Source organism: Streptomyces sp. NPDC041122 (assembly GCF_055592445.1).
On record NZ_JBVIYQ010000001.1, the window covers coordinates 1236730 to 1262776 of the forward strand.

Consider the following 26047-nt stretch of genomic DNA (forward strand, 5'->3'; position numbering starts at 1 on the left):
TGACCTGGTCGGAGGCGTGTGTTCCAGAGGGTGACCGCGAGGGTCAGTTCTTCTGGATCTGGTCGAAGCTGAGCTCGACCGGGGTCTCGCGGCCGAAGATCTCGACGAGGCCCTTGACCTTCTTCGAGTCGGCGTTGATCTCGTTGATGGTCGCCTGCAGCGTCGCGAACGGGCCGTCGGTGACGGTGACCGAGTCGCCGACCTCGAAGTCCAGGACCTGGACCTCGACCTTGCGCTGCGGGGCGGGCTTGCCCTCGGCCTCGGCGGCCTCACGGGCGGCCTTCTCCTCGGCCTCCGGCGCGAGCATCTTGACGATCTCGTCCAGGGTCAGCGGGTACGGGTCGTAGGCGTTGCCCACGAAGCCGGTGACGCCGGGGGTGTTGCGGACGACGCCCCAGGACTCGTTCGTCAGGTCCATGCGCACCAGCACGTAGCCGGGGAGCTTGTTCTGACGGATCGTCTTGCGCTCGCCGTTCTTGATCTGGGCGACCTCTTCCTGCGGCACCTCGGCCTGGAAGATGAAGTCCTCGACGTTCAGCGAGACGGCGCGCTGCTCGAGGTTGGTCTTCACGCGGTTCTCGTAACCGGCGTAGGTGTGGATGACGTACCACTCGCCGGGAAGGGTGCGGAGCTCCTCGCGCAGGGCCGCGATCGGGTCGACCGGCTCGGCCTCCTCCTCGGGCTCCTCCGCGGCGTCGGCGGCCTCGGGGGTCTCCTCGTCGGCGACCTCGGCGACGGCGGCCTCGTCCTCGGCGGACTCCACGACGGCCTCGGCGTCGCCCTCCAGGTGGATGGCGGCCTCTTCGGCGGGCTCGCCCGCGGCGGCGTCGGCAGCCTCGGCCTGATCCGGCGCCTCGGCGTCCGCCGCCTCGACGATGTCGAGCTCGGCCTCTACGGACTCGGCATCCTGCCCGCCGCGAGGCTCCATGGCGTCGTTCAGGTTCGGGTCAGACACGGTGGCTGCTTCTTCCTGGATACATGGGGTGGAACACGCGAATAGGGGCGCCGGGTACGGCGCCCTTCGCTCTCGGCTCAGCCGAAGATGTACTTGACAGCGTGGCTGAAGCCATAGTCAATCACGGTCACGAGACCGATCATGATGACGACGAAGACGATCACCACGGTGGTGTAGGTCGTGAGCTGACTGCGAGTCGGCCAGACGACCTTGCGGAGCTCCGCGATGATCTGGCGGTAGAAGAGCGCGAGACGGCCGAAGGGGCCCTTCTTGCCGCGCTTGCCGCCCTTGCGGGCCTTCTTGGACTCCGGCGCCTCGGCATCAGGCTTGTCGATGGAGCCCACGGCGTCCGTCACTCGTCCTCACCTGATTCCGGGTCGTGGCCGTGCCGCGCCCGGTTGAGCCGCACGGCGGTGCATTGCAGTACGTACATGCGCACACATCCTGGCGAAGGAGTGTGTAGCAGGGCCGGAGGGACTTGAACCCCCAACCGCTGGTTTTGGAGACCAGTGCTCTACCAATTGAGCTACGACCCTTTGATTTCCCCCAACCTACCGCATCCGCCCATGTGCACGGAGTGCCTGGAGAGGGTGCGGCCGGTGAGGGCCAACGAGCAGTGAGTGTACGTGCTCCGCGGCCCTCCGTCGAACAGAAAGGGATCCGGCGGTCCTCCAATGGTCCGGGAAACCCCTGCACGGGGGCCCTTCGGGGTCTGGAACGATGGGGCCATGAGCGCTGAAACTTCTCCGACCGAGCGCCGGGTGTCCGCGCGCATCGGCGCGATCTCCGAGTCCGCGACCCTCGCTGTCGACGCCAAGGCCAAGGCCCTCAAGGCTGCGGGCCGTCCCGTGATCGGCTTCGGCGCGGGCGAGCCCGACTTCCCCACTCCGGACTACATCGTCGAGGCGGCCGTCGAGGCCTGCAAGAACCCGAAGTTCCACCGCTACACGCCGGCCGGGGGCCTGCCCGAGCTCAAGGCCGCGATCGCGGCGAAGACCCTGCGCGACTCCGGGTACGAGGTCGACGCCTCGCAGATCCTGGTGACCAACGGCGGCAAGCAGGCCATCTACCAGGCGTTCGCGGCGATCCTGGACCCGGGCGACGAGGTCATCGTCCCGGCCCCCTACTGGACGACGTACCCGGAGTCGATCCGTCTCGCGGGCGGTGTCCCGGTCCCGGTCGTCGCCGACGAGACCACGGGCTACCGCGTCTCCGTCGAGCAGCTGGAGGCCGCGCGCACGGAGCGGACGAAGCTCGTGCTCTTCGTGTCGCCGTCGAACCCCACCGGCGCCGTCTACAGCGAGGCCGACGCCGAGGCGATCGGTCACTGGGCCGTCGAGAACGGCCTGTGGGTCATGACCGACGAGATCTACGAGCACCTCGTCTACGGAGACGCCACCTTCACCTCGCTGCCGGCGATCCTGCCCGAGCTGCGCGACAAGTGCGTCGTGGTCAACGGCGTCGCCAAGACGTACGCGATGACCGGCTGGCGGGTGGGCTGGATCATCGGCCCGAAGGACGTCGTGAAGGCCGCGACGAACCTCCAGTCGCACGCCACGTCCAACGTCTCCAACGTCGCCCAGGCCGCAGCGCTCGCGGCCGTCTCCGGCGACCTGGAGGCCGTGGAGAAGATGCGCGAGGCCTTCGACCGGCGCCGCAGGACCGTCGTGCGGATGCTCAACGACATCCAGGGCGTCGTCTGCCCCGAGCCCGAGGGCGCCTTCTACGCGTACCCCTCGGTGAAGGGCCTCATCGGCAAGGAGATCCGCGGCAAGCGCCCGCAGGACTCCGTCGAGCTGGCCGCGCTGATCCTGGAGGAGGCGGAGGTCGCGGTGGTTCCGGGCGAGGCCTTCGGGACGCCGGGTTACCTGCGCCTTTCGTACGCGCTCGGGGACGAGGACCTCGTCGAGGGCGTCTCGCGGATCCAGAAGCTGCTCGCCGAGGCCCGCGACTGAGACCAGGGCCACGGCACCGGAGGCGCGGAAACAGCGCTCCACGCGCGCGTGCGGGCCGTCTCTCCTTCGGGAGGGGCGGCCCGTTTCTTCGTTCGGGGAAGGGCCCGAAGGTGGAAAGCCGCTACCGGGACGACAGGTGCGTGCGGCAAGATCCTCCAATGGAGCGCGTACGAGACGTAAGAGAGCTGCCCAAGGCCCATCTGCACCTGCACTTCACCGGGTCGATGCGGCCCGCCACCCTCCTCGAACTCGCCGACAAGTACGGAGTGCGGCTCCCGGAGGCACTGACCGGCGCCGAGCCCCCGAAGCTGCGGGCCACGGACGAACGCGGATGGTTCCGCTTCCAGCGGCTCTACGACGCCGCCCGATCCTGTCTGCGGGAGCCCGACGACATCCGGCGCCTGGTGCGCGAGGCCGCCGAGGAGGATCTGCGGGACGGCTCGGGGTGGCTGGAGATCCAGGTGGACCCGACCTCGTACGCGCCGCGGCTCGGCGGTCTCATCCCCGCCCTGGAGGTCATCCTGGACGCCGTCGAGAGCGCCTCGCGCGAGACGGGCCTCGGGATGCGCGTCCTGGTCGCCGCCAACCGCATGAAGCACCCGCTGGACGCCCGCACGCTGGCCCGCCTCGCGGTGCGGTACGCGGACCGGGGGATCGTCGGCTTCGGGCTCTCCAACGACGAACGGCGCGGCATGGCGCGGGACTTCGACCGGGCCTTCGCCATCGCCCGCGAGGGCGGCCTGCTCGCGGCGCCGCACGGCGGCGAGCTCACCGGCCCGGCGTCGGTGCGGGACTGCCTGGACGACCTGGACGCGGTGCGCATCGGGCACGGCGTGCGGGCCGCCGAGGACCCGCGCCTGCTGAAACGGCTCGCGGACCGGGGCGTGACGTGTGAGGTGTGCCCGGCGTCCAACGTGGCCCTGGGGGTCTACGAGAAGCCTCAGGACGTGCCGCTGCGGACGCTCTTCGAGGCCGGGGTGCCGATAGCGCTCGGCGCGGACGACCCGCTGCTCTTCGGTTCGCGGCTCGCCGCCCAGTACGAGATCGCGCGCAGGGACCACGCCTTCACCGACGCCGAACTGGCCGAGCTGGCCCGCCAGTCGATCCGCGGCTCGGCCGCGCCCGCGGACGAGCGGGACAAGCTGCTGGCCGGGGTGGACGACTGGCTGGCCGGTTGACGGGCCGGTCGGCCGACGCCCTTCAGGACCGTGGTCCGGCGCCGGGCGCTACAGGCTGACGCCCACCGTCACCGGCTCGTTGACGAGGGTGACCCCGAAGGCGTCCCGCACTCCGGCGACGACCTCGCGGGCCAGCTCCAGAAGGTCCTCGGTGGTCGCGCCGCCGCGGTTGGTGAGCGCGAGCGTGTGCTTGGTGGAGATGCGGGCCCGCCCCTGTCCGTACCCCTTGGTGAAGCCCGCCCTGTCGATGAGCCAGGCGGCGGAGGTCTTCACCCGGCCGTCGCCCGTGGGGAAGGCCGGCGGCGCGACGTCGGGGCCGAGGCGGTCCGTCACGCGCGCGTGGAAGGCGGTGAACTCCTCCTCGGTGAGGATCGGGTTGGTGAAGAAGGACCCGGCCGACCAGCTGTCGTGGTCCTCGGGGTCGAGCACCATGCCCTTGCCGGCGCGCAGCTTCAGGACGGTCTCGCGGGCGACCGCTGCGGGGACCCGGTCCCCTGCCTCGACGCCGAGCGCGCGGGCCGTCTCCGGGTACTTGAGGGGGGCGCTCATCCCCTGCGCGTCCTCCAGCTCGAAGCGGACGCGCAGCACCACGAACCGGTCGGGGTCGGCCTTGAAGCGGCTGTGCCGGTACGAGAAGGCGCACTCGGCGTTCGCCATCGTGACCGTCTCGCGCGTCGTCCGGTCGTACGCGATCACCTCGGTGATCGTCGAGGAGACCTCCTGGCCGTACGCCCCCACGTTCTGGATCGGCGTCGCGCCCGCGGAGCCCGGGATTCCGGCGAGGCACTCGATGCCCGCGAGACCGGCCTCGACGGTCCGCGCCACGGCGTCGGTCCAGGTCTCGCCGGCGGCCAGCTCCAGCCGCGTGCCGTCCAGGTCGAAGCCCTGGGTGGCGATGCGCAGGGCGGTGCCGTCGAAGCCCTTGTCGCCGATGACCAGGTTGGAGCCGCCGCCGATGAGCAGCAGCGGCGTACCGGAGTCGTCGGCCTCACGGACGGCGGCGATCACCTCGGCGTCGGTCGTCGCGGTGATCAGACGGGTCGCGGGGCCGCCGAGCCGGAAGGTGGTCAGCGGGGCGAGCGGGGCATCGTGGAGTTCCAGCACGTGCTCAAGAGTACGAGAACGGCCCCGCCGGTCAGGGCGGGGCCGTTCTCGGGCGAGGGAAGCGCCGGGCTCCCCGCTCAGACGGCGGCCAGCTCCTCCTCGGACTTCGCGGCGGACTCGGCGGGTCCCGCGGCCGACGCCCGGCGGGACGGGATGCACAGCGCCGCGACCGCGGCGAGGGCGACCGTCGCGGCGCCCACCCACAGTGCGGGCCGCAGGCCGTCCACGAAGTTCTGGCCGGACGCGTAGCCGCCCTGCGCGGAGAAGATCGACGACATCACGGCGATGCCGAGGGCGCCGCCCACCTCGCGCAGCGCGTTGTTGGCGCCGGAGGCGATGCCCTGCTCGTGCGGCCGGACGCTGGACATGACCAGGTTGGAGGCGGGGGCGAAGTACAGGGCCATGCCGACGCCACTGACGATCAGGGCGGGCAGCTGCGCGGTGTACGTCGCGCCGGGCGCCACCACGACGGCGTACCAGGCCAGGCCCACGGCCTGCAGGAAGAGTCCGGCGGCGACGACCGGGCGGCCGCCGATCCGGTCGGACAGATAGCCCGCGAGGGGCGAGACGAGCATGGGCATGCCGGTCCAGGGGAGCATGCGCAGCCCGGCCTCGGTGGGCGAGTAGCCGAGGACGCCCTGCATGTACTGGCTGAGCAGGAAGATCGAGCCGAACATGCCGAGGAACATCAGCAGGCTCGCGGCGTTGATGCCGGAGAAGGCGCGGCTGCGGAAGAGGCGCATCGGCAGCATGGGCGCCTTGCTGCGGATCCCGTGGCGGACGAATCCGGCGAGCAGCGCGGCGCCGGTGATCAGGCTGGTCAGCACCGTCGCGCTCGTCCAGCCGTCGATCGGTCCGCGGATCAGGCCGTACACGATGCCGAAGAGTCCCCCGCTGGCGAGCAGCGTGCCCACGACGTCCAGGCGCGCCCCGGAGCCGTACGACTCGGTGAGGCGGAGGCGGGCCAGCGGCAGCAGGGCCAGGCCGAGCGGGACGTTCAGCCAGAAGATCCACTGCCAGGAGACGTGCTCGGTGAGGCTGCCGCCGATCAGCGGACCGCTGGCGACCGCGAGGCCGTTGACGGCGCCCCATATCCCGTACGCCATGCCGCGCTTGGCCGCGGGGACGGCCGCCGTGAGCAGGGTCAGCGTGAGCGGCATCATGATGGCGGCGCCGACACCCTGCACCGCGCGGGCGGCGACGAGCACCCCGAGGTTCGACGCGAGGGCCGCGGCGGCGGAGGCGCCGGTGAAGACCGTGAGGCCGACGAGGAAGAGCCGTCGCCTGCCGAACCGGTCCCCCAGGGCCGCGCCGAACATCAGCAGCACGGCGAAGGTGAGGGTGTAGGCGCTCACCGTCCACTCGAGGTCGTGCAGCGCACCGCCGAAGTCCTCGCGGATGGAGGGCAGGGCCGTGGTGACGACGAGGTTGTCGAGCGCCGCCATGAATCCGGCGACGCTGGTGATGACGAGGGCCCAGACCATTCCCCCGCGTGGTGCTGTCCGCTGTGGCATCTGCTGTGACATCGCTTCCCCTGAGGTTAGTTATTGATGACTAACTTTCGTGGGCGCAAAGAAACACGCACCCCGTGACACACATGACCCACCGCCTCACGCGCGCGTACCCCACCGCCCGCGCGCGCCCGCGCCGCACCGCCTCACCGCCGGGGCTGGGGCGGCTCGTAGAAGCCGGCCCACACCCGGTGGTCGGGCTGGAAGCCCAACGAGACCATGACGTTGATCAGCATCCCGTACGCCAGGAACGTGGTCGTCGCGTCGACCTCCACCCCCAGCGCCAGATGCACCGTGTCGTACATCTCCATCCAGGCGGCCCGCAGCGCCGCGCCGAGCTCCTCGTCGCCGGACGCCTCCGCGGCGGCCGCGGCGACGTACATCTGCATCTGCATGAGCAGCTTGTCCGGGTCCTCGGCGATGAGCGCCTGGTAGGCCCGCCCCATCGCACGCTCGGCCTCCTCCCCCGCCAGCCCGTCGGACGCGGCGCGGAAGACCTCCGTGGTCTCCTGGCAGCACCGCTCGGCGGCGGCGAGGAAGATGGCCCGCTTGTCCGGGAAGAGCCGGAAGAGGTACGGCTGCGAGACCCCCACGCGCTGGGCGATCGACGCGGTGGACGTGCCGTTGTAGCCGCCGCGGGCGAACTCGACCATCGCCGCGCGGATGACGCTTTCGCGCCGCTCCTCTGCGCTCATCCTGACCATGGAAGTAAGTTAGTGGTCAATCACTAAGTCGTCAAGAGATGGATCCGCGGCTCCTCGTGGGTGCCCTACAGGTGTGCCTAGGGGTGCGGTACGCGCGCAGTAAGGGGCGCCCGCAATGCCGGACGCCCCTTACCCATGAGTCAAGGCCCCGGCCGTGACCACGCGCACCGCTTAAGGCGCGACCGGACGCACTCAGGCGAGCTGCACGACCGCGCGCGACATGCCGAGGACCTTCTGTTCCGCGCTCTTCGCGAGGAGGTCGACCCGGACGCGGCCGTCGTCCAGCTTGGCCGCGACCTTGGCGCTGACCTCGAGCGTGGCGCCCTTGTCGTCGTTGGGTACGACGACGGGCCTGGTGAAGCGCACGCCGTACTCGACGACCGCTCCGGGGTCGCCCAGCCAGTCCGTCACGACGCGGATCGCCTCGGCCATGGTGAACATGCCGTGCGCGATGACGTCGGGCAGGCCGACCTCGACCGCGAACTTCTCGTTCCAGTGGATCGGGTTGAAGTCACCGGAAGCGCCCGCGTACCGCACGAGCGTGTCGCGCGTCACAGGGAAGGACTGGGCCGGCAGCTCGGTGCCGACCTCGACCTCGTCGTAGGAAATCTTCGCCGTCATCGCCTCAGGCCTCCTTCGCCGCGGGCTCCGCCGCACGCGCGACGAGCTTGGTCCAGGCGGTCACGACGTGCTCGCCGGCCTCGTCGTGGACCTCGCCGCGGATGTCCAGGACGTCGTTGCCCGCGAGCGACTTGATGGACTCGATCGTCGAGCTGACGGTGAGCCGGTCACCGGCGCGCACCGGGCGGACGTAGACGAACTTCTGGTCGCCGTGCACCACCCGGCTGTAGTCGAGGCCGAGCTGCGGGTCCTCGATGACCTGACCGGCCGCCTTGAACGTGATGGCAAACACAAAAGTCGGCGGCGCGATCACGTCCTGGTGACCGAGCGCCTTGGCGGCCGCCGGGTCGGTGTACGCGGGATGGGCGTCCCCCACCGCCTCGGCGAACTCGCGGATCTTCTCCCGGCCGACCTCATAAGGATCAGTGGGGGGATAGGACCGCCCCACGAAGGACTGGTCGAGCGCCATGGGCCCGGAACCTCCTGCGGTTGGTTTCGTAACGACATAACGACACGAGGCCGCCCCCAGAAAACGGGGACGGCCTCGTGTACGAGCCTGTGTTTAGCGCGTTTCGCGGTGCGCAGTGTGCGCGTTGCAGCGCGGGCAGTGCTTCTTCATCTCAAGACGGTCCGGGTCGTTACGCCGGTTCTTCTTGGTGATGTAGTTCCGCTCCTTGCACTCCACGCAGGCCAGCGTGATCTTCGGGCGGACGTCGGTGGCAGCCACGTGAGTGCTCCTTGACGGACGGATGGACGGATGAACGCATAAAAGAGTAGCCGATCGAAGGACCGACCCCACAATCGGCTACCGTTAGTAGCGGTGACCGGACTTGAACCGGTGACACAGCGATTATGAGCCGCTTGCTCTACCGACTGAGCTACACCGCTGCGATGCCGGATCACCCCGCCCGAAGGCGAGGATCACTCAACATCAGAGCCCCAATGCGGAATCGAACCGCAGACCTTCTCCTTACCATGGAGACGCTCTACCGACTGAGCTATTGGGGCGAGCGATGAAGACATTACACGGTTGCCCGCCGATCGCCCAAATCCGTTTCGCCGGGGCCCTCCGAGGGCATCGGCGGGCTCGTCCCAGGGGTCTGTCAGCGCCTCATCCGTGCACGCGCACCACACCCGCACCACACCGGTACGACTATTCCGCTCCTCCTCGAAGCAGGCCTTTCGCCGTCCTAGGCTCGGCACACGCTGCGTGATCTTGACGCCTCCCCCCGATGCAGCCGCCCCCGAACCCCAGGAGCGCGATGCCCGACAGCCAGCCGCAGCAGCCCCACTCCTCAGGCGCCTCCGGCTCCTCGGATTCCGGCCCCGCGGACGACTCCGGGGCCCTGCTGCTCTGCGGCGCCCGGCTCACCGACGGACGGACCGTGGACGTCCGCCTGGGCGGCGGGCGCATCGAGGCGGTCGGCACGGCCGGCAGCCTGAGCACGCACGCCGCGCGCGTGGACCTGGGCGGCTATCTGCTGCTGCCCGCGGCGGCGGAACCGCACGGACACGGCGACACGGCGCTGTCGGCGGACTCGCCGGGTCCGGTTTCCTACGACGTCCCTGACGTGCAGCGCAGGGCCACGGAGGCCGCACTGCTGCAGCTCGGGCACGGCGCCACCGCGGTGCGGTCGCACGTGCGGATCGGTGACGTGCACGGGCTCGGCCCGATGGAGGCGGTCCTTCAGGCGCGGCGCTCGCTGCGGGGCCTGGTGGACCTCACGGCCGTCGCGGTGCCGCGGCTGCTGACCGGCGTCGCCGGGGCCGACGGGCTCGCGATGCTGCGCGACGCGGTGAAGATGGGCGCCTCCGTCGTGGGCGGCTGTCCCGATCTCGACCCCGATCCGACGGGGTACGCGGAGGCGGTCCTGGAGATCGCGGCGGAGCACGGGTGTCCCGTGGATCTGCACACGGACGGTGACGATCCGGCGCGCCTCGGGCGCCTCGCGGCGATGGCCGGCGGCCTGCGGGCGGGCGTGACGATCGGCCCGTGCGCCGGCCTCGGGCGGCTCCCTTCGGACGTGGCGGCGCGCACCGCGGAGCAGTTGGCCGCGGCAGCGGTGACGGTGGTCTGTCTGCCCCAGGGCGGCTGCGGGAGCGCGGAGCGGCACGGGGTGGCTCCGGTGCGGCTGCTGCGGGCGGCGGGGGTGCGGGTCGCCGCCGGCAGCGGGGCGATGCGGGACGTGTCGAATCCGGTGGGGCGCGGGGATCCGCTGGAGGCCGCGTATCTGCTGGCCTCGCGGTGCAGACTGCGGCCCGAGGAGGCGTACCGCTCGGTGAGCGGGGCGGCGCGGGCGGCCATGGGGCTGCCGGAGGTGCGGGTGGAGGCGGGCTTCCCCGCCGAGTTGCTCGCCGTGCGCGGCGACCGGCTCGCGGGCGCGCTGTCGCTGGCGTACAGCCGGATCGTGGTGCATCGGGGGCGCGTCGTGGCGCGGACCAGCGCGGTGCGCGAGTACTGCGACTCCGCCGCCGCGGTGGCGCTGGACCTGCCGCGGCAGGGGCGGTCGTCGGGTACCCCGCCCGGGCGGGGCAGGGGCGAGGAACCGTCGGCGTGACGCCGGCGGCCGTCCCCGCGTGCCGGTGAGGGCACGGCCCGGGGCTTGTTTCGGCCGGGGGCTCGCTTCGGCGGGGCCGGTGGGTCCGGATGGCCCTTCACGCGCGCGTGCGTCGCGGTGGTTTTCCTGGTGCCCACGCGCGTGTTGAGCGCTCCCGTCCGGCCTGTCGTACGGTCGGGAGTATGCGCATTGTCATCGCTGGTGGTCATGGTCAGATCGCGCTGCGGCTGGAGCGTCTGCTCGCCGCGCGTGGTGACGAGGTCGCGGGACTGATCCGCAACTCCGGGCAGGAGGCCGATCTGCGCGAGGCGGGTGCCGAACCGCTGCTGTGCGACCTGGAGTCGGCGTCCGTCGACGAGGTCGCCGGGCACCTGCGCGGCGCCGACGCGGCCGTCTTCGCGGCGGGTGCGGGGCCGGGCAGCGGCGTCGACCGCAAGAGCACCGTGGACCGGGACGCGGCCGTGCTGTTCGCGGACGCGGCGGAGCGGGCCGGGGTGCGTCGCCACATCGTCGTGTCGTCGATGGGCGCCGATCCGCGGCACCAGGGCGACGAGATCTTCGATGCCTATCTGCGGGCCAAGGGTAAGGCCGACGCGTCCGTACGCGCGCGTGCCGCCCTGGACTGGACGATCCTGCGCCCCGGGATGCTGACGGACGACGCGGGCACCGGCCTCGTGCGCCTGGAGGCGTCGACCGGGCGCGGACCGATCCCGCGGGACGACGTCGCCGCGGTGCTCGCGGAGCTCGTGGAGACCTCGGCGACGGCCGGGCTGACGCTGGAACTGGTCAGCGGCTCCGTGCCGGTGTCGGTGGCGGTCAAGTCGGTCGCGGGCAACTGAGGACGACGCGGGGCGCCTGAGGGGCGTCTGAGGGGTGTGTGGGGGCGCTCAGGGCGGCCTGAGGGGCCGTCACGCTCTCGGACACCGTCAGGGGCGCCAGGGCGCTCAGGGGCGTTGGAGCCTTGGTTCCGCCCGGAACACTTGGTCGCGCTCAGAGCACGTGGCTGGGCTCAGAACAGCGGCAGCTGGCCGGGGAGGTCCGGGACGACGTAGCCGTCCAGGGCGGGCTGTGCCGCGCCCAGTTGGGCCTGGCTGCGGGAGCCCGGGCAGGAGATGAGGTCGCCGGTGCCGCGCGGGCCCGGTGGGTCGTGGCGGGCGAAGCGGCCGCCGACGACAGCGATCTCGCGGCGGCACACCGGGCAGTTTCTGCGACGGGACGTCATGCATCCATTTTGCGCGCAGGGGATCCCGGACGGCGCTCGACGACTCCCGCGAGGCGCGGCCCCGCAGCGTGGCCCCCGCTGCACGCCACCGCCGCACGACCTCGCCGCACGACCTCATAGAACGGAGCCGGATCCTCCGGAGCCGACCTGATCTCGCCGCCGTGTGAATACTCAACTACGCAGACATCAGGCGGACTACGGCCTGAATTCCGGGGCACCTGAACGTGCGTCACGCAATACTGGAATTCGATCTCCAAGGAGTGTGGCCATGTCGGTTTACGGCGGCCGTTCAGCAGCTTCTCCCGGCGCCCGGACAAACGGCCTCGCGGTGGCCGGACTCGTCTGCGGCATCCTCGGTCTGTTCTTCCTGTCCTTCGTCCTCGGGCCGCTCGCGATCATCTTCGGCGCGGTCGCCCTGCGCCAGAGGGCCGGCAGCCTGGGCATGGCGAAGGCGGGCCTGATCCTGGGCATCATCGACGTGGTGCTGTTCATCGTGATGCTGGCCCTCGTCGCGTCCGGCGGGTTCAGCTGGTACGTCGGCGGTTGATCGGAAACGGTGACGGCGGGGCGGGTGGCGCGCACTTGAGGGCCTGTCAGCGAGACGGAACCCCCGGAGAGCGCCCTCCGCCGACTGCATCCCGTCGAATCCGCCGGATCCTCACGAATCCCGTGAACCCATGAATCCATGGCGAGGAACAGCGGAAGATCGGATTCCTTAATCGGGAATCGGAGCCGTCGAAATCGGCAGCATCGATCACAGGTCCATTACCGAGAGTAATAACGACAGGGCGCGGGCACACGGTTCCCGTCCGGCACTCCAGCGGCTGGAGGCCGAAGCACCCCTTGCCGCCCTCACTCACGCCCCCGCCTCCCCGCCGTCCGCGAGCGCGTCCGCACCCGAGGGTGCCGGGGCCGCCCAGACGAAGAAACCCCCTCCGATCCGCGTTTCCGCAGATCGGAGGGGGTTTACCTTCATGTGGCGGCGCCAGGATTCGAACCTGGGAAGGCTGAGCCGGCAGATTTACAGTCTGCTCCCTTTGGCCGCTCGGGCACACCGCCGGGTTTGCTGCCTGGCCCCGCTTGCGCGGCGCTCCGTGGCAACGACGTAAACGATACCTGATGCCAGGGGGTGCTTCGCCACCCGATTGATCGGCACCCCGCGCGGGGGCGGTGGCTAGGCTTTGCGGATGCGGCCAGCGTCAGTCGGCCGTGTAACCGCTGAGTACGCATACCCCGATACAAGGAGCCACAGGACATGGCCGACTCCAGTTTCGACATCGTCTCGAAGGTCGAGCGGCAGGAGGTCGACAACGCCCTCAACCAGGCCGCCAAGGAGATCTCCCAGCGCTACGACTTCAAGGGCACGGGTGCCTCGATCTCGTGGTCCGGCGAGAAGATCCTGATGGAGGCGAGCGGCGAGGAGCGGGTCAAGGCGATCCTCGACGTCTTCCAGTCCAAGCTGGTCAAGCGCGGCATCTCGCTGAAGTCGCTGGACGCGGGCGAGCCGCAGCTGTCCGGCAAGGAGTACAAGATCTTCGCCTCGATCGAGGAGGGCATCTCCCAGGAGAACGCGAAGAAGGTCGCCAAGATCATCCGCGACGAGGGCCCCAAGGGCGTCAAGGCGCAGGTCCAGGGTGACGAGCTGCGGGTCAGCTCGAAGAGCCGTGACGACCTGCAGGCCGTGCAGGCACTGCTCAAGGGGCAGGACTTCGACTTCGCGCTGCAGTTCGTGAACTACCGGTAGTCCGGTGGTCCGGTAGTTCGCCGGCGGCCGGTTCCTCACCGTCGTACGACTACGGAGGGCGGGCACCCCACAGAGGGTGCCCGCCCTTGGTGTCGGCCGCGGGCCGGAGCCGCGGCCTCTCAGCGCCGCGAGTGGCCGAACAGGATGCGGTAGGCCACCAGGAGGACGAGTGAGCCGCCGATGGCCGCCGCCCAGGTGGCGCCGTCGTAGAAGTGGTTCGGGATCGGGCGGTCCAGGTAGCGGGCGGAGATCCAGCCGCCGAGGAAGGCGCCCGCGATACCGATGACGGTCGTGCCGATGAAGCCGCCCGGGTCGCGGCCGGGCAGCAGCAGTTTGGCGGCGGCTCCGGCGAGGAGCCCCAGAACGATCCAGCTGATGATGCCCATGCGGTGACCTGCCTTTCTCGCGCGGTGAGCTGGTGCGCTGTCGCCCTGAAGGACGTCGCCTCGCGGGGGCGCGGTTGCGGTGATCCACGAGGTGCGGCGCATCCCACACGAGACGCTGGGCCGCCAGGGTGGCCCGGGGGCGGCAGGGACGGGCTACGCGCGCGTGCGGGCGTCCTGCCACTCCGGCAGGTCCAGGTCGTCGTTGTCCTCCGCGTACCACCCCGTGCCGTCGAGCCAGGCCGTGAGCCACGTCGTGAGGTCCGGGGAGTCGACGAACCAGGCGTGGCTCGGGTCGCCGCCGTTCGGCTCGAAGAGGAGGACCTGGGCCTCCTCGGTGCGGCAGTCCACGCACGCGTACATCGCGCAGCCCCAGTGGGATATCGGCAGCACGCCCTCAGGCCAGCCCCGAGCCGAGCCGCGCATCGCGTGGTACTCCTCGACGACGGCCGGTTCGCCGCCGGACGACTTCCCTTCGAGGAGCGACAACAGGCCGTACTCCGGGCCAAACCCGCCGTCCCCTATGCGGGTGTAGAGCGCGGCGAGCAGGGGTGGCAGACGGAAGCCCAGGGAGACCTCGGCCCGGGCCAGGGTGCCCGCGTCCACAGGGGCGGGCAGGGAGTCCCAGCCCCAGGGGCGGGTGGCGCGCGCCGCCGCGGCGACGCGGTCCAGCAACTGCTCGGTCTCGGTCATGAGTTCATGGTGGACCACGGCAGTGACAGTCCCGGGCCGGGAGCCCGGGCGAGAGCGAGGTGAGCGGGCGTCAGGGCCCGCTCACGCCTGCTTCGGCAGCGCGCGGCGAACGCCTAGTAGCGCGCGGCGAACGGCTGGTCCGTGCGGACGATCTCGCGGCCGAGCGGCAGCAAGGAGACCGGGATCAGCTTGAAGTTGGCGATGCCCAGGGGGATACCGATGATCGTGACGCAGAGCAGGAAGCCCGTGACGATGTGGCCGATCGCCAGCCACCAGCCGGCGAGGACCAGCCACAGCACGTTGCCGAGGCAGGAGGGGGCGCCGGAGTCGCGGCGCTCGACCGTCGTGTAGCCGAAGGGCCACAGGGCATAGCGGCCGATGCGGAAGCTGGCCAGGCCGAACGGGATGCCGATGATGGTGATGCACAGCAGCGCGCCCGCCAGGAGGTAGGCCAGGAACATCCAGAAGCCGCAGAGGACGAGCCATATGACGTTGAGGATTGTCTTCACTGGTGGCGACCTGCCATCTGCTCGAGTCGGGCAATGCGCTCCGCCATCGGCGGGTGCGTGGAGAACATCTTGGATATCCCCTGCCCCGGACGGAACGGATTAGCGATCATCATGTGGCTCGCCGTCTCGAGCCGGGGCTCGGGGGGCAGCGGCAACTGCTTCGTACCCGCTTCGAGTTTGCGCAACGCGCTCGCCAGGGCCAAGGGGTCGCCGGTGAGTTGGGCGCCGGACGCGTCCGCCTCGTACTCCCTGGAGCGGCTGATGGCGAGCTGGATGATGGAGGCCGCGAGCGGGCCGAGCAGCATGATGAGGAGCATCCCGAAGATGCCGGGGCCGTCGTTGTCGTTCGACCGGCCGACCGGGATCAGCCAGGCGAAGTTGACCAGGAACATGATCACGGAGGCCAGGGCGCCCGCGACCGAGGAGATCAGGATGTCGCGGTTGTAGACGTGGCTCAGCTCGTGGCCGATGACGCCGCGCAGCTCGCGCTCGTCGAGGAGGCGCAGGATGCCGTCGGTGCAGCACACCGCGGCGTTGCGCGGGTTGCGGCCGGTCGCGAAGGCGTTCGGCGCCTCGGTGGGCGAGATGTACAGGCGCGGCATGGGCTGGCGGGCCTGGGTGGAGAGCTCACGGACCATGCGGTACAACTCGGGGGCCTCGAATTCGCTCACCGGGCGGGCCCGCATGGCGCGCAGGGCGAGCTTGTCGCTGTTCCAGTACGCGTACGCATTGGTGCCGAGCGCCACGAAGAGCGCGACGATCAGGCCCGTACGCCCGAAGAAACTGCCGATGACAAGGATGAGCGCGGACAGTCCCCCGAGGAGTACGGCGGTCTTCAACCCGTTGTGCCGGCGGTGCACGGTACGCCCTCCTGGTGGTGCGTGGGGGAACCCTCTGCTGACTGGTGCTTCCACTGTTCAGTGGACCCTCCCGTACTGGTCAACGCCAGGCGGGGAGCACTAGTTCCCTTGTGCACGTACGAGCGATGTAGGCCGCGCGGGTGATGGCGGGCGGCGGCGGTCCAGCGGCGATCTGAGGGGGCGCCGCCTGCCGCGCGTCAGAACAGGCTGGTGTCCGAGAAGCGCAGGATCAGCTGGGGTGCTCCGGAGAGCGCGACGCCGAGGACCGCCGTCAGGGCGATGGCCGCGGTCAGGGGCGCCGGCGCGTGGTGCTCGGCCGGCTCGCCCTCGGGGGCGCGGAACAGGAGCGCGGTCCACTGGAGGTAGTAGTAGAGCGCGATCACGACGTTCGCGGCCATCACCACGGCGAGCCAGCCGAGGCCCGCGTCGACCGCCGCCGAGAAGACCGTGACCTTCGCGAAAAGGCCGACGATGCCGGGCGGCAGGCCCGCGAGGCAGAGCAGGAAGAAGCCGAGGACCAGCGCGGCCAGCGGGCTGCGGGCGTAGAGGCCGCGGTAGTCGCTGACGCGGTTCAGGCGCCGGGTGCGGCCGACGAGGGCTGCCACGGCGAACGCTCCCAGGTTCACGGCGGCGTACATCAGGGCGTACGCGACGGTGGAGCCGACGGCCTCCTCAGCGGCGGCCTCGTTGTCGGCGTATCCGGCGGCGGCGATCGGCACCAGGAGGTAGCCGGCCTGTCCGACGGAGGACCAGGCGAGGAGGCGGACCGCGCTGTACGCGCGCGTGGTGCCCTGGCGCAGCGCGGCGACGTTGCCCGCGGTCATGGTGAGCGCGGCGAGGACGGCGAGCGCCGGGCCCCAGACGTCCGCGTACGAGGGGAAGGCGACGACGGTGACGAGGATGAGGCCGGAGAAGCCGACGGCCTTGCCGACGACGGAGAGGTACGCGGCGACGGGCAGCGGTGCGCCCACGTAGGTGTCGGGCACCCAGAAGTGGAAGGGGACGGCCGCCACCTTGAAGGCGAAGCCGACCAGGGTGAGGGCGACGCCGGTCTGGGCGAGGGTGTGCAGCTGTCCGTCGAGGACCTCGGAGCTCTGCAGCTTGGTGGCGATCTCCGTGAGGTGCAGGGTGCCGGTCGCCGCGTACACGAAGCTGACGCCCATGAGGCTGACGGCGGTCGCGGTGACCGAGGACAGGAAGAACTTCAGGGCCGCTTCGGAGGAGCGCTTGTCGCCCCGCTTGAGGCCGACCAGTGCGAAGGCCGGCAGGGAGGCGACCTCCAGGGCGACGATGAGCGTCGCGAGGTCGCGCGACGCGGGCAGCAGGGCGGCGCCGGCCGCCGAGGAGAGCAGCAGGAACCAGTACTCCCCCGCAGGCAGTTCGTCTCCGGAGTCCTTGAGGGTGCTCATCGAGAGCAGGGCGGCGAGGAGCGCGCCGCCGAGGACGAGGAGCTGGATGACGAGGGTGAAGCGGTCGGCGGTGTAGCTGCACGCGTGCGTGCCGCCGCCGGTCAGGCAGAAGGTGGAGCGGTCGTCGTCCAGGAGGGGCAGCAGGCTGAGCGCGGCCGCGGCCAGGCCCGCCACGGAGACCCAGCCGAGCAGCGCCTTCTTGCCTGCTCCCACGAAGAGGTCGGCGACGAGCACGACGAGGGCGACGACCGCCGCGATGGTCGGCGGCGCGATCGCGAGCCAGTCGACGGACTGGACCAGGTTTGCCGCGCTTTCGGCGCTTTCGGCGGCCACGGTCACGACTTGCCTCCAGTGAGGAGCTTCTGCACGGCCGGGTCGGTCAGGCCGAGGAGAGCCGCGGGCCAGAGTCCGGCGAGGACGGTGAGGGCGACGAGCGGGGTCCAGGCGGCGAACTCGTATCCGTGGACGTCGGCGAGCGCCGGAGCGCCGTCCCTGGGCGCTGGGGCGTCGGAGAGCGTCACGGGTGCCGGCTCGTCGGCGGGCGCCGCGGGCGACGGTTCGTCGGGGGCGGCCGCCGGACGCGCCGTCGGGCCCATGCAGATCCGGCGTACGACGATGAGCATGTACGCGGCGGTGAGCAGGGTGCCGAAGGCGGCGATCGCCATGAAGGTGAGGAAGGCGGGGCGGCTCAGGTCGTCGGCGGGCTCGAACGCGCCGAACAGCGCGAGCATTTCGCCCCAGAACCCGGCGAGGCCCGGCAGCCCGAGCGAGGCGACGGCGGCGAAGGCGAGGAGGCCGCCGAGGCGCGGGGCCCTGCCGTAGAGCGCGGCGCCCGATTCCCGGGCGAGGGTGTCGAGGTCGGTCGTGCCGGTGCGGTCCTTGAGTGCGCCGACCAGGAAGAACAGCAGGCCGGTGATGAGGCCGTGGGCGACGTTGGCGAACAGCGCGCCGTTCACGCCGGTCGGGCTCATCGTCGAGATGCCGAGGAGCACGAAGCCCATGTGGCCGACGGACGAGTACGCGATGAGGCGCTTGAGGTCGCCCTTCGCGCCCCGCCTGGCGAGCGCGAGGCAGGCGAGGGAACCGTAGATGATGCCGACGACCGCGAAGGCGGCGAGGTAGGGCGCGAACTCCCGCATCCCGTCGGGCGCGATGGGCAGGACGATCCGGACGAATCCGTACGTACCCATTTTCAGCAGCACGCCGGCCAGCAGGACCGAGCCGACGGTCGGCGCGGCGGTGTGGGCATCCGGCAGCCAGCTGTGCAGCGGCCACATCGGCGCCTTGACCGCGAGCCCGATCCCGATCGCCAGAACCGCGATGACCTGCACGGATGTGGTCAGGCCCCGGCCGTTGTCAGTGGCGAGTGCCACCATGTCGAATGTGCCTGAATCGAGCCCGATGACGAGGAGGCCCAGCAGCATGACGACGGAGCCGAGCAGCGTGTAGAGGATGAACTTCCAGGCGGCCCGCGTGCGTTGCTCACCGCCCCAGCGGGCGATGAGGAAGTACATCGGGATGAGCACCATCTCGAACGCCAGGAAGAACAGCAGCAGATCGAGGACGGCGAAGGTCGCGAGGGTGCCGGACTCGAGCACGAGGATCAGTGCCACGAATGCCTTGGGGGACGGGCCCGACGGCATTCTGAAGTAGCTGTGGAGCGCGCAGAGGAAGGTCAGCAGCGCGGTCAGGACCAGAAGGGGGAGCGAGATGCCGTCGATGCCGAGGTGGATGCGCACGTCGAGTGCGGGGATCCAGCTGATATCGGTCGTGGCCTGCATCTTCGACGGATGGTCGTGGTCGAAGCCGAGCGCGAGGACGAGTGTGGCGAGCAGGATCGCGCCGGTCACGACCACGCCGTGGCGCAGCACGGCCTGGTCGGGTGACTTCCCCTTCAGTCCGGGCGGGGCCGGCAGCAGGGCGGCCACGGCGCCGATGAGCGGCCCGACGACGATCAACGCCAGAAGAAACTGCATCACGGACTCACTGATACCGATCACGGCTGCTCACGCTCCGGCGGTGGCGACGAGGACCGCGGCGACGGCCAGGACGACCGTGCCGGCGAGCAGCGCGCTCAGATAGGTCTGGACATTGCCGGTCTGCGCGCGGCGGACGGCCGCGCCGAGCCAGCGGGGAACCGCGCCCGCGCCGCGTACGTACGTGTCGACGACCTCGCGGTCGAGGAAGCGGACGAGCGTGGCGGCGGCTCGGACGGGGCGTACGAACAGGGCGGCGTAGACGGCGTCGAGGTGGAAGCCGACGGCGGCGTGCCGGTGCAGCGGGCCGAGCAGCAGCCGGCCTGGGTCCGCAGGGTCGGGGGCCGACGCGATGTCTCCGTAGGCGGGGGCGTGGGTGGCGATGGCCTCCGCCTCGACCAGGCCTCCGTCGGCTCCGGTGTCCGCGGCGACCGCGCCCATCGGGACCCGGTCGGCGAGCGCGGTGGTGTGCCGCCAGGCGCCGTAGGTGACCAGGCCGCCGACGAGCGCGAGGCCGGTGCCCAGGACGGAGGTGGTCAGGGTCGGGGTGAGGGCGTGGCCGTCGAACCAGTCCGGCAGGACACCGACGGCGAGACCGAAGGCGAGGGAGGGGACGGCGAGCACCCACAGCACGGCGGTCATCGCGACGGGCTGCCTGCCGTGGTCGGGGGCGTCGGCGCCCCTGCCGTTGAAGGCGAGCAGCCACAGCCGCGTCGCGTAGGCGGCGGTGAGGAGGGCGGTGAGCAGACCGGCGACGAGGACGATCCAGCCCGCGGCGGTGGGCGCGGACGCGGCATGCCCCGTGGCCGTGTGCTCGGCGGCGCCGAGCACCGCCTCCTTGGAGAAGAACCCGCTGAACGGCGGGATCGCGGCGAGCGCGAGGAGCGCCACGGTCATTGTCCAGTAGGCGTCGGGGACGCGGTCGCGCAGGCCCTTCATACGGGACATGGCGGCGAGTGAGTTGGTGCCGGCGGCGTGGATGATCACGCCCGCCGCGAGGAACAGCAGCGCCTTGAAGGCGCCGTGGGAGAGGAGGTGGAAGATGGCGGCGCCGCGGTCGCCGACGGCGAGGGCGCCGGTCAGATAGCCGAGCTGGCCGATCGTCGAGTACGCGAGAACGCGCTTGATGTCGTCCTGGGCGAGCGCGGCGAGGGCCGAGCCGGTCATCGTGACGGCGGCCATGACGGCGAGGACGACCAGGGCCGCGGCGGAGGCGGCGAAGACGGGAAGGAGCCGGGCCACGAAGTAGACACCGGCGGCGACCATCGTCGCGGCGTGGATCAGCGCGGAGACGGGCGTGGGGCCGGCCATCGCGTCGGGCAGCCAGGTGTGCAGCGGGAACTGCGCGGACTTGCCCGCCACCCCCGCGAGCAGCAGCAGGGCGATCAGCGTCGGGTGGTCGAGGCCGCCGTCCGCGACCTTCGCGAGGATCGTGGTGATCCGGAAGGAGCCGGTGTCGCCGGCGAGCGCGAACAGACCGATCAGGAAGGGGACGTCGCCGAGCTTGGTGACCAGGAAGGCCTTCAGGGAGGCGGCGCGTGCCTCGGGCGTCTCCCAGTAGTGGCCGACGAGGAAGTACGAGCAGATGCCCATGATCTCCCAGCCGACCAGGAGCACCATCAGGTCGCCGGAGTAGACGACGAGCAGCATCGCGGAGGTGAAAAGGGAGACGAGCGCGGCGTACGAGGGGTAGCGCGGGTCCTCGCGGAGGTAGCCCGTCGAGTAGATCTGCACGCAGGAGGCGACGAGGCCGACCAGGACGGCGACGAGGGCGGCGAAGCCGTCGATGTGCAGGGCGAGTTCGATGGGGACCGAGCCGGTCGGGGTGAGTTCGGTGGCGGCGTCGAGGGAGGCCTGTCCGCCACCGGTGCCGCCGCCCTGCCGGACGGCCACGAGCACGACGAGCACCAGGGCCGTGAGCGTGGGCAGCACCGCGAGGGGGCGGACGAGTCCGGGCACGCGGCGGCCGAGGAGCAGGCCCGCGGCCGCGCCGAGGAACGGCAGGAGGGGGACGAGGACGGCGAGGGTGGTCGTGGTCACGGGGTGGCCTCAGCCTTCTGCGCCGGAGTGGCCTCGTCACCGGTGCCGCCGGTGTCGCGGGTGTCGTCGGTGTCGCGAGCGCCTTCGGTGTCGCCGGGGTCGTCGTCCGGGCCCTCGGCGGTGTCGCGGAGGTCGTCGACGCCGGAGCTGCCGCGGTTGCGGTAGACGGCCAGGACGATGGCGAGGCCGATGCCGATCTCGGCGGCGGCGATGGCGATGGTGAAGAGGGTCAGGGCCTGGCCGGCGTGGAGGGAGTCGCGGAGCCAGACGTCGAAGGCGACGAGGTTGAGGTTGACGGCGTTGAGCATCAGCTCGACGGACATCAGGACCAGGATCGCGTTGCGCCGGGCGAGCACGCCGTACAGGCCGACGCAGAAGAGGAGGACGGCGAGGACGGCGGGATAGGCGAGATGGAGGTGCATCAGCGGTTCCCCTCCCGGTCCTGGGCGGCGGCGTTCTTGCCCCGGTTGTGGGCGGCGGTGCTCTGGCCCGGGTCCTGCGCGGCGGCGTTCTTGCGGGACAGGGCGATCGCGCCGACGAGGGCGGCGAGGAGGAGGACGGAGAGTGCCTCGAAGGGGAGCACCCAGTGCCGGAAGAGAATCGATCCGGTCACGTCGGTGGAGCCCTGGGCGGCGCCGTCCAGGTCGATCACCGTGGTGCGGAACGCGTCCACGACGACCCAGACCAGGGCGACGGCGGCGACGAGGGCCACCGCGAACGCGACCGGCCGGTTGCCCGAGTCGGCGTCCGGGGAGCGGCCGATGGGAGCCCTGGTGAGCATCAGTCCGAAGAGGAGGAGGACGACGACGGAGCCGACGTAGATGAGGACCTGGACCCAGGCGATGAACTCGGCGGTCAGCAGCAGGTACTCGACGGCGAGTCCGCCGAGCGCCACGACCAGCCACAGCGCGGCATGCACGAGCTGCTTGGTCGTGACCGTGATGACCGCCGCGCCGAGCGTGACGAGTCCGACGAGGAGGAAGGCGATCTCGACGCCGGTCGGGGACAGAAAGCCGGTCGTTCCGGCAGCGATGGTCACGACGCCCCGCCCTCCTTCCCGGGGCCGGCGGCCGGCGGCTCGGTGGCAGGCGGCGGGGTGGCCGGCGGCTCGGGGGCGGGCGCCTCGGTGGCGGCCGCGGCCAGCTTCTCCGCCGACTTGCGGGCGGCGGCGAGTTCCTTGGGGTCCTCCGCGCCGGGGTCCAGGGCGGGCGGGGCGGGGACGGTCCACATCCACTCGCGGAGCTTGTCGCGCTCGTGGGTGAGTTCGTGGATGTCGGTCTCGGCGTACTCGAACTCCGGGGACCAGAACAGCGCGTCGAAGGGGCAGACCTCGATGCAGATGCCGCAGTACATGCAGAGGGCGAAGTCGATGGCGAAGCGGTCGAGGACGTTGCGGCTGCGCTCGCGGCCGCCGGGCGCGGCGGGCGGGACCGTCTCCTTGTGGGAGTCGATGTAGATGCACCAGTCGGGGCACTCGCGGGCGCACAGCATGCAGACCGTGCAGTTCTCCTCGAAGAGGCCGATGACGCCGCGGGTGCGGGGCGGGAGTTCGGGCTGGTGCTCCGGGTACTGCTCGGTGACGGTCTTCTTCGTCATCGTGCGGAGGGTGACGGCGAGGCCCTTGGCCAGGCCGCTGCCAGGGATCGGGGGCATCAGTTGATCGCCACCTTCACGATGCCGGTGAGCGCGATCTGCGCGAGAGCGAGCGGGACGAGGAGGGTCCAGGCGAGTTTCTGGAGCTGGTCCTCGCGGAGACGGGGGTAGGACACGCGCAGCCAGATGACGACGAAGGCCAGGACGGCGGTCTTGAGCAGGGTCCAGACCCAGCCGAGACCGTCGGCGCCCCACGGTCCGTGCCAGCCGCCCAGGAAGAGGACGGTGGTCAGACCGCACAGGACGACGATTCCGGCGTACTCGGCGAGGAGGAAGAGGGCGAAGCGCAGGCCCGTGTACTCGGTGTACGCGCCGAAGATGATCTCGGAGTCGGCGACCGGCATGTCGAAGGGCGGGCGCTGGAGTTCGGCGAGCCCGGCGACGAAGAAGACCACGGCGCCGACGATCTGCCAGGGCAGCCACCACCACTCGAAGGCGTCGAGGATGCCGGGCAGTGAGACCGTGCCGGCCGCCATCGCGACGGAGGCGGCGGCGAGCAGCATCGGGAGTTCGTACGCGAGGAGCTGGGCGGCGGTGCGGAGGCCGCCGAGGAGGGAGAACTTGTTGGCGCTGGCCCAGCCCGCCATGAGCGAGCCGAGCACGCCGATGCCCATGACCGCGAGGGCGAAGAAGACACCCGCGTCGACGACCTCGCCGACCGCGCCCTCGCCGGGGCCGATCGGGATGGCGATCAGGACGAGGAGGTAGGGCAGGAGGGCGATGGCGGGGGCCAGTTGGAAGACGCGGCGGTCGGCGTCGGCCGGGACGATGTCTTCCTTCTGGGCGAACTTGACGCCGTCGGCGACGAGCTGGGCCCAGCCGTGGAAGCCGCCCGCGTGCATGGGGCCGAGGCGGCCCTGCATGTGGGCCATCACCTTGTGCTCGGTCTGGCCGATCACCAGGGGCAGGACCAGGAACACCGCGAAGACGATGACGAGGCGCAGGGCGACGTCGAGGGCGTCGTTCACTCGGTGCCTCCTGGGCGTTCGCCGTCTTCGGGGTTCTGGGTTTCGGGGTTCTGGGTTTCGGGGTTCTGGGTTTCGGGGGTGTGGGTTTCGGGGTTCTGGGGGGTGTCGGGGTCCTGGTCCTGGGGGGTGTCGGGGTTCCGGGGGCCCTCGGCGTTCTCGGGGGTCGCGGTGGGGGCGGCCGTCGGCTTGCCGGGTTGGGCGGGCTTCGGCTGGGGGTCTGTGGCCGCCGGCTGAGGGGCCGTGGCCGGTCGCGGGTCCGTCGGCTTCTCCGTGGCCGCCGGGGCGTCGTCGAACGCCGGGCGGGCGTGGTGCCACGGGGCGTCGGAACTGCGCGGGGCCGCCGGCGGAGGCGTGGCCTTCGGCTCGTCCGCGGGCTTCGGCGCCTCCACTGCCTCCGATTCGGCCGCCGACTTCGGCTCGGCCTCCGGCGTCGGCACCGGGGCAGCCGGACCCTTCGGTTCCGGCACGGGCACCGGCCCCGATCCAGCCCCCGTCCCCGATCCCGGTCCCGGTCCCGTCCCCGATCCCGACCCCGTCCCCGATCCCGATCCCGCCTCAGGGGACGCCGGCGGCGTCGACCGTTGCGACGCCGAGCCCTGGCTCACGCTGCGCGAGCGCCTCGGAGGACGCGCCGGGGCCTCCGTCGGTCCCGTCGCCGGCCCCGCCTCCGCCCGCCCCGCCTCCGCCGAGCCGGCCGCGGCGGGACTCGGCGCGGCCTGGCTCGCCGAGCCCTGGCCGGCCGTACGGGTGCGGCGGGGCGGGCGTTCGCCGGGCGCCGAAGCAGATGCGGACGTGGACGCGGACGCCGCCGCGCGGCCCGCGCCGCGGGCCGGGCGGGCCGGGGCCGCGGGGAGCTGTCCCTTGAGCGGGCCCCACTCGTTGGGGTCGGGCACGCCCGGCGGCAGCATCTGGCGGCGCTTGGGGCCGCCGTGCTCCGACTCCCCCGGCTCCTTCGCGCCGGGCCACGCCTTCGCGACGCGGGCCGCCAGCACGAAGTCCTTGCGCAGCGGGTGGCCCTCGAAGCTCTCGGGCAGGAGCAGCGGAGTCAGTCCGGGGTGGCCCTCGAACGTCACGCCGAACATCTCGTGCGTCTCGCGCTCGTGCCAGGCGGCGCCCGCGTAGACGTCGACGGCGGAGGCCAGTACAGGGGCCTCGTGCGCGACCGTCGTGCGGAGCAGGAGACGGCGTACCGGAGAGAGCGCCACGACGTGGGCGCAGATCCGAAAGCCCGTGCCCGGCTCGTCGACCGCGCTCAACCAGTCGAAGTAGGTGCAGGTGAGGGTGGTGCGGGCCGTTTCCAGGGCTGTGATCCACGCGGTGGGCGGGACGTCGACGGTGAGGACGTCGTACGCCTCCTCGGCCGTCGCCTCCGCGCCGAAGAGCTCCTCGACGGGGCTCGGCAGCCAGCCGGTCACCGGTCCCCCTCCTTCTCGGCCGTCGCCCCCGGCGCCGGGGCGGGCGGCTGCACCAGCCCGCTCCGCAGCGCCGCCGTCGACGGTCGCGCCCCGTGCCCGTACCGCTCGCCCAGCGACTCGCGGGCGATCTTCTCCTGGAGCTTGAGGATGCCCTGGAGCAGCGCCTCGGGACGGGGCGGGCAGCCGGGGACATACACGTCGACGGGGATGATCTGGTCGACGCCCTTGGTCACCGAGTACGAGTCCCAGTACGGGCCGCCGCAGTTGGAGCAGGCGCCGAAGGAGATGACGTACTTCGGCTCGGGCATCTGCTCGTACAGCCGCTTCACGGCGGGCGCCATCTTGTCCGTGACCGTGCCGGAGACGACCATCAGGTCGGCCTGGCGCGGGCCGGGCGCGAACGGGATGACGCCGAGCCGGATGAAGTCGTGGCGCGCCATGGACGCGGCGATGAACTCGATGGCGCAGCAGGCCAGGCCGAAGTTGAAGACCCAGAGGGAGTACCGGCGGCCCCAGTTGAGGACCACCTTCATCGGCTCGGGGGCGAGGCGGGCGAGCGCGCCGAGCCGCTTCGGCTCGGGGAGCGGCA

The 26047-nt window shown here is 71.4% G+C and carries 28 protein-coding genes and 4 tRNA genes; 6 read left to right on the forward strand and 26 right to left on the reverse strand.

The window, feature by feature from the left end:
- Positions 1-43 precede the first annotated feature (43 nt).
- The 3 genes from nusG to ACZ6B8_RS05440 all read right to left on the reverse strand — a co-directional run bounded on the left by nusG (position 44) and on the right by ACZ6B8_RS05440 (position 1491).
- The gene (nusG, locus tag ACZ6B8_RS05430; protein WP_471606332.1) at positions 44-955 is read right to left on the reverse strand and encodes a transcription termination/antitermination protein NusG; all 912 of its coding nucleotides are present in this window, start codon (positions 953-955) and stop codon (positions 44-46) included.
- A 77-nt stretch (positions 956-1032) separates the two neighbouring features.
- A complete protein-coding gene (secE, locus tag ACZ6B8_RS05435) occupies positions 1033-1311 on the reverse strand; it encodes a preprotein translocase subunit SecE (RefSeq protein ID WP_355803875.1) in 279 nt (92 codons plus the stop codon).
- 107 nt (positions 1312-1418) lie between these two features.
- Positions 1419-1491 (reverse strand) — tRNA-Trp (locus tag ACZ6B8_RS05440).
- 192 nt (positions 1492-1683) lie between these two features.
- Between ACZ6B8_RS05440 and ACZ6B8_RS05445 the strand changes: the two genes are divergently transcribed.
- Both ACZ6B8_RS05445 and ACZ6B8_RS05450 read left to right on the forward strand, forming a co-directional pair.
- A complete protein-coding gene (locus ACZ6B8_RS05445) occupies positions 1684-2910 on the forward strand; it encodes a pyridoxal phosphate-dependent aminotransferase (protein ID WP_471084512.1) in 1227 nt (408 codons plus the stop codon).
- Between the two features lie 158 nt (positions 2911-3068).
- On the forward strand, positions 3069-4088 hold the full coding sequence (locus ACZ6B8_RS05450) for an adenosine deaminase (protein WP_471606333.1): 1020 nt from the start codon (positions 3069-3071) through the stop codon (positions 4086-4088).
- 48 nt (positions 4089-4136) lie between these two features.
- Here ACZ6B8_RS05450 and ACZ6B8_RS05455 read toward each other — a convergent pair whose 3' ends face one another.
- From ACZ6B8_RS05455 to ACZ6B8_RS05490, 8 genes are all read right to left on the reverse strand, one after another.
- Entirely contained in the window at positions 4137-5192 is a 1056-nt protein-coding gene (locus ACZ6B8_RS05455; protein WP_471606334.1) for a UDP-N-acetylmuramate dehydrogenase, read from the reverse strand.
- Positions 5193-5269: 77 nt separating this feature from the next.
- Positions 5270-6706: a DHA2 family efflux MFS transporter permease subunit gene (locus ACZ6B8_RS05460; RefSeq protein WP_471606474.1), complete on the reverse strand. Its 1437-nt coding sequence runs from the start codon at positions 6704-6706 to the stop codon at positions 5270-5272.
- Between the two features lie 143 nt (positions 6707-6849).
- Positions 6850-7398: a TetR/AcrR family transcriptional regulator gene (locus ACZ6B8_RS05465; RefSeq protein WP_471606335.1), complete on the reverse strand. Its 549-nt coding sequence runs from the start codon at positions 7396-7398 to the stop codon at positions 6850-6852.
- Between the two features lie 201 nt (positions 7399-7599).
- Entirely contained in the window at positions 7600-8028 is a 429-nt protein-coding gene (locus tag ACZ6B8_RS05470) for a MaoC family dehydratase (protein WP_471606336.1), read from the reverse strand.
- Positions 8029-8032: 4 nt separating this feature from the next.
- Entirely contained in the window at positions 8033-8497 is a 465-nt protein-coding gene (locus ACZ6B8_RS05475) for an FAS1-like dehydratase domain-containing protein (RefSeq protein WP_471084497.1), read from the reverse strand.
- A 93-nt stretch (positions 8498-8590) separates the two neighbouring features.
- Complete coding sequence (rpmG, locus tag ACZ6B8_RS05480) at positions 8591-8755, reverse strand: 50S ribosomal protein L33 (RefSeq protein WP_004571794.1); 165 nt, start codon at positions 8753-8755, stop codon at positions 8591-8593.
- A gap of 88 nt (positions 8756-8843) precedes the next feature.
- A tRNA-Met gene (locus tag ACZ6B8_RS05485) sits at positions 8844-8916 on the reverse strand.
- 47 nt (positions 8917-8963) lie between these two features.
- Positions 8964-9036: transfer RNA gene (locus ACZ6B8_RS05490), tRNA-Thr, on the reverse strand.
- 254 nt (positions 9037-9290) lie between these two features.
- On the opposite strand from ACZ6B8_RS05490, the gene ACZ6B8_RS05495 reads away from it, so the two are divergent.
- Both ACZ6B8_RS05495 and ACZ6B8_RS05500 read left to right on the forward strand, forming a co-directional pair.
- On the forward strand, positions 9291-10586 hold the full coding sequence (locus ACZ6B8_RS05495; protein ID WP_471606337.1) for an amidohydrolase family protein: 1296 nt from the start codon (positions 9291-9293) through the stop codon (positions 10584-10586).
- Positions 10587-10768: 182 nt separating this feature from the next.
- Positions 10769-11425: an SDR family oxidoreductase gene (locus tag ACZ6B8_RS05500; RefSeq protein WP_471606338.1), complete on the forward strand. Its 657-nt coding sequence runs from the start codon at positions 10769-10771 to the stop codon at positions 11423-11425.
- Between the two features lie 170 nt (positions 11426-11595).
- Here ACZ6B8_RS05500 and ACZ6B8_RS05505 read toward each other — a convergent pair whose 3' ends face one another.
- On the reverse strand, positions 11596-11808 hold the full coding sequence (locus ACZ6B8_RS05505) for a hypothetical protein (protein ID WP_471606339.1): 213 nt from the start codon (positions 11806-11808) through the stop codon (positions 11596-11598).
- Positions 11809-12076: 268 nt separating this feature from the next.
- On the opposite strand from ACZ6B8_RS05505, the gene ACZ6B8_RS05510 reads away from it, so the two are divergent.
- The gene (locus tag ACZ6B8_RS05510; protein WP_471606340.1) at positions 12077-12355 is read left to right on the forward strand and encodes a DUF4190 domain-containing protein; all 279 of its coding nucleotides are present in this window, start codon (positions 12077-12079) and stop codon (positions 12353-12355) included.
- A gap of 430 nt (positions 12356-12785) precedes the next feature.
- On the opposite strand, the gene ACZ6B8_RS05515 is transcribed toward ACZ6B8_RS05510, so the two are convergent.
- Positions 12786-12867 (reverse strand) — tRNA-Tyr (locus ACZ6B8_RS05515).
- A gap of 196 nt (positions 12868-13063) precedes the next feature.
- On the opposite strand from ACZ6B8_RS05515, the gene ACZ6B8_RS05520 reads away from it, so the two are divergent.
- Complete coding sequence (locus tag ACZ6B8_RS05520) at positions 13064-13552, forward strand: YajQ family cyclic di-GMP-binding protein (RefSeq protein WP_358577341.1); 489 nt, start codon at positions 13064-13066, stop codon at positions 13550-13552.
- 119 nt (positions 13553-13671) lie between these two features.
- On the opposite strand, the gene ACZ6B8_RS05525 is transcribed toward ACZ6B8_RS05520, so the two are convergent.
- The 13 genes from ACZ6B8_RS05525 to ACZ6B8_RS05585 form a co-directional block, all read right to left on the reverse strand.
- Positions 13672-13938, reverse strand: a complete 267-nt coding sequence (locus tag ACZ6B8_RS05525; RefSeq protein WP_471084483.1) for a GlsB/YeaQ/YmgE family stress response membrane protein — start codon at positions 13936-13938, stop codon at positions 13672-13674.
- A gap of 153 nt (positions 13939-14091) precedes the next feature.
- Positions 14092-14628 carry an SMI1/KNR4 family protein gene (locus ACZ6B8_RS05530; RefSeq protein WP_471084480.1) on the reverse strand — a complete coding sequence of 179 codons (537 nt, stop codon included), beginning with the start codon at positions 14626-14628 and terminating at the stop codon, positions 14092-14094.
- Positions 14629-14741: 113 nt separating this feature from the next.
- Positions 14742-15137 (reverse strand): YccF domain-containing protein, encoded by a 396-nt coding sequence (locus ACZ6B8_RS05535; protein ID WP_471606341.1) that lies wholly within the window; start codon positions 15135-15137, stop codon positions 14742-14744.
- Positions 15134-15997, reverse strand: a complete 864-nt coding sequence (gene htpX, locus ACZ6B8_RS05540; RefSeq protein ID WP_471606342.1) for a zinc metalloprotease HtpX — start codon at positions 15995-15997, stop codon at positions 15134-15136. The genes ACZ6B8_RS05535 and htpX overlap by 4 nt, the downstream gene beginning before the upstream one ends.
- A gap of 197 nt (positions 15998-16194) precedes the next feature.
- On the reverse strand, positions 16195-17745 hold the full coding sequence (locus tag ACZ6B8_RS05545) for an NADH-quinone oxidoreductase subunit N (protein WP_471084475.1): 1551 nt from the start codon (positions 17743-17745) through the stop codon (positions 16195-16197).
- Positions 17742-19406 carry an NADH-quinone oxidoreductase subunit M gene (locus ACZ6B8_RS05550; protein ID WP_471606343.1) on the reverse strand — a complete coding sequence of 555 codons (1665 nt, stop codon included), beginning with the start codon at positions 19404-19406 and terminating at the stop codon, positions 17742-17744. The genes ACZ6B8_RS05545 and ACZ6B8_RS05550 overlap by 4 nt, the downstream gene beginning before the upstream one ends.
- A gap of 6 nt (positions 19407-19412) precedes the next feature.
- A complete protein-coding gene (locus tag ACZ6B8_RS05555) occupies positions 19413-21422 on the reverse strand; it encodes an NADH-quinone oxidoreductase subunit 5 family protein (protein ID WP_471606344.1) in 2010 nt (669 codons plus the stop codon).
- The gene (gene nuoK / locus ACZ6B8_RS05560) at positions 21419-21844 is read right to left on the reverse strand and encodes an NADH-quinone oxidoreductase subunit NuoK (RefSeq protein WP_471606345.1); all 426 of its coding nucleotides are present in this window, start codon (positions 21842-21844) and stop codon (positions 21419-21421) included. The genes ACZ6B8_RS05555 and nuoK overlap by 4 nt, the downstream gene beginning before the upstream one ends.
- Complete coding sequence (locus ACZ6B8_RS05565; RefSeq protein ID WP_471084462.1) at positions 21844-22461, reverse strand: NADH-quinone oxidoreductase subunit J family protein; 618 nt, start codon at positions 22459-22461, stop codon at positions 21844-21846. The genes nuoK and ACZ6B8_RS05565 overlap by 1 nt, the downstream gene beginning before the upstream one ends.
- Entirely contained in the window at positions 22458-23075 is a 618-nt protein-coding gene (locus ACZ6B8_RS05570) for a NuoI/complex I 23 kDa subunit family protein (protein WP_471606346.1), read from the reverse strand. The genes ACZ6B8_RS05565 and ACZ6B8_RS05570 overlap by 4 nt, the downstream gene beginning before the upstream one ends.
- Positions 23075-24043: a complex I subunit 1/NuoH family protein gene (locus ACZ6B8_RS05575; protein ID WP_471084456.1), complete on the reverse strand. Its 969-nt coding sequence runs from the start codon at positions 24041-24043 to the stop codon at positions 23075-23077. Before ACZ6B8_RS05575 ends, ACZ6B8_RS05570 begins: the two co-directional genes overlap by 1 nt.
- Complete coding sequence (locus tag ACZ6B8_RS05580) at positions 24040-25458, reverse strand: NADH-quinone oxidoreductase subunit C (protein ID WP_471606347.1); 1419 nt, start codon at positions 25456-25458, stop codon at positions 24040-24042. Before ACZ6B8_RS05580 ends, ACZ6B8_RS05575 begins: the two co-directional genes overlap by 4 nt.
- On the reverse strand, positions 25455-25991 hold the full coding sequence (locus ACZ6B8_RS05585) for an NADH-quinone oxidoreductase subunit B (RefSeq protein WP_471085046.1): 537 nt from the start codon (positions 25989-25991) through the stop codon (positions 25455-25457). The genes ACZ6B8_RS05580 and ACZ6B8_RS05585 overlap by 4 nt, the downstream gene beginning before the upstream one ends.
- Positions 25992-26047 lie beyond the last annotated feature (56 nt).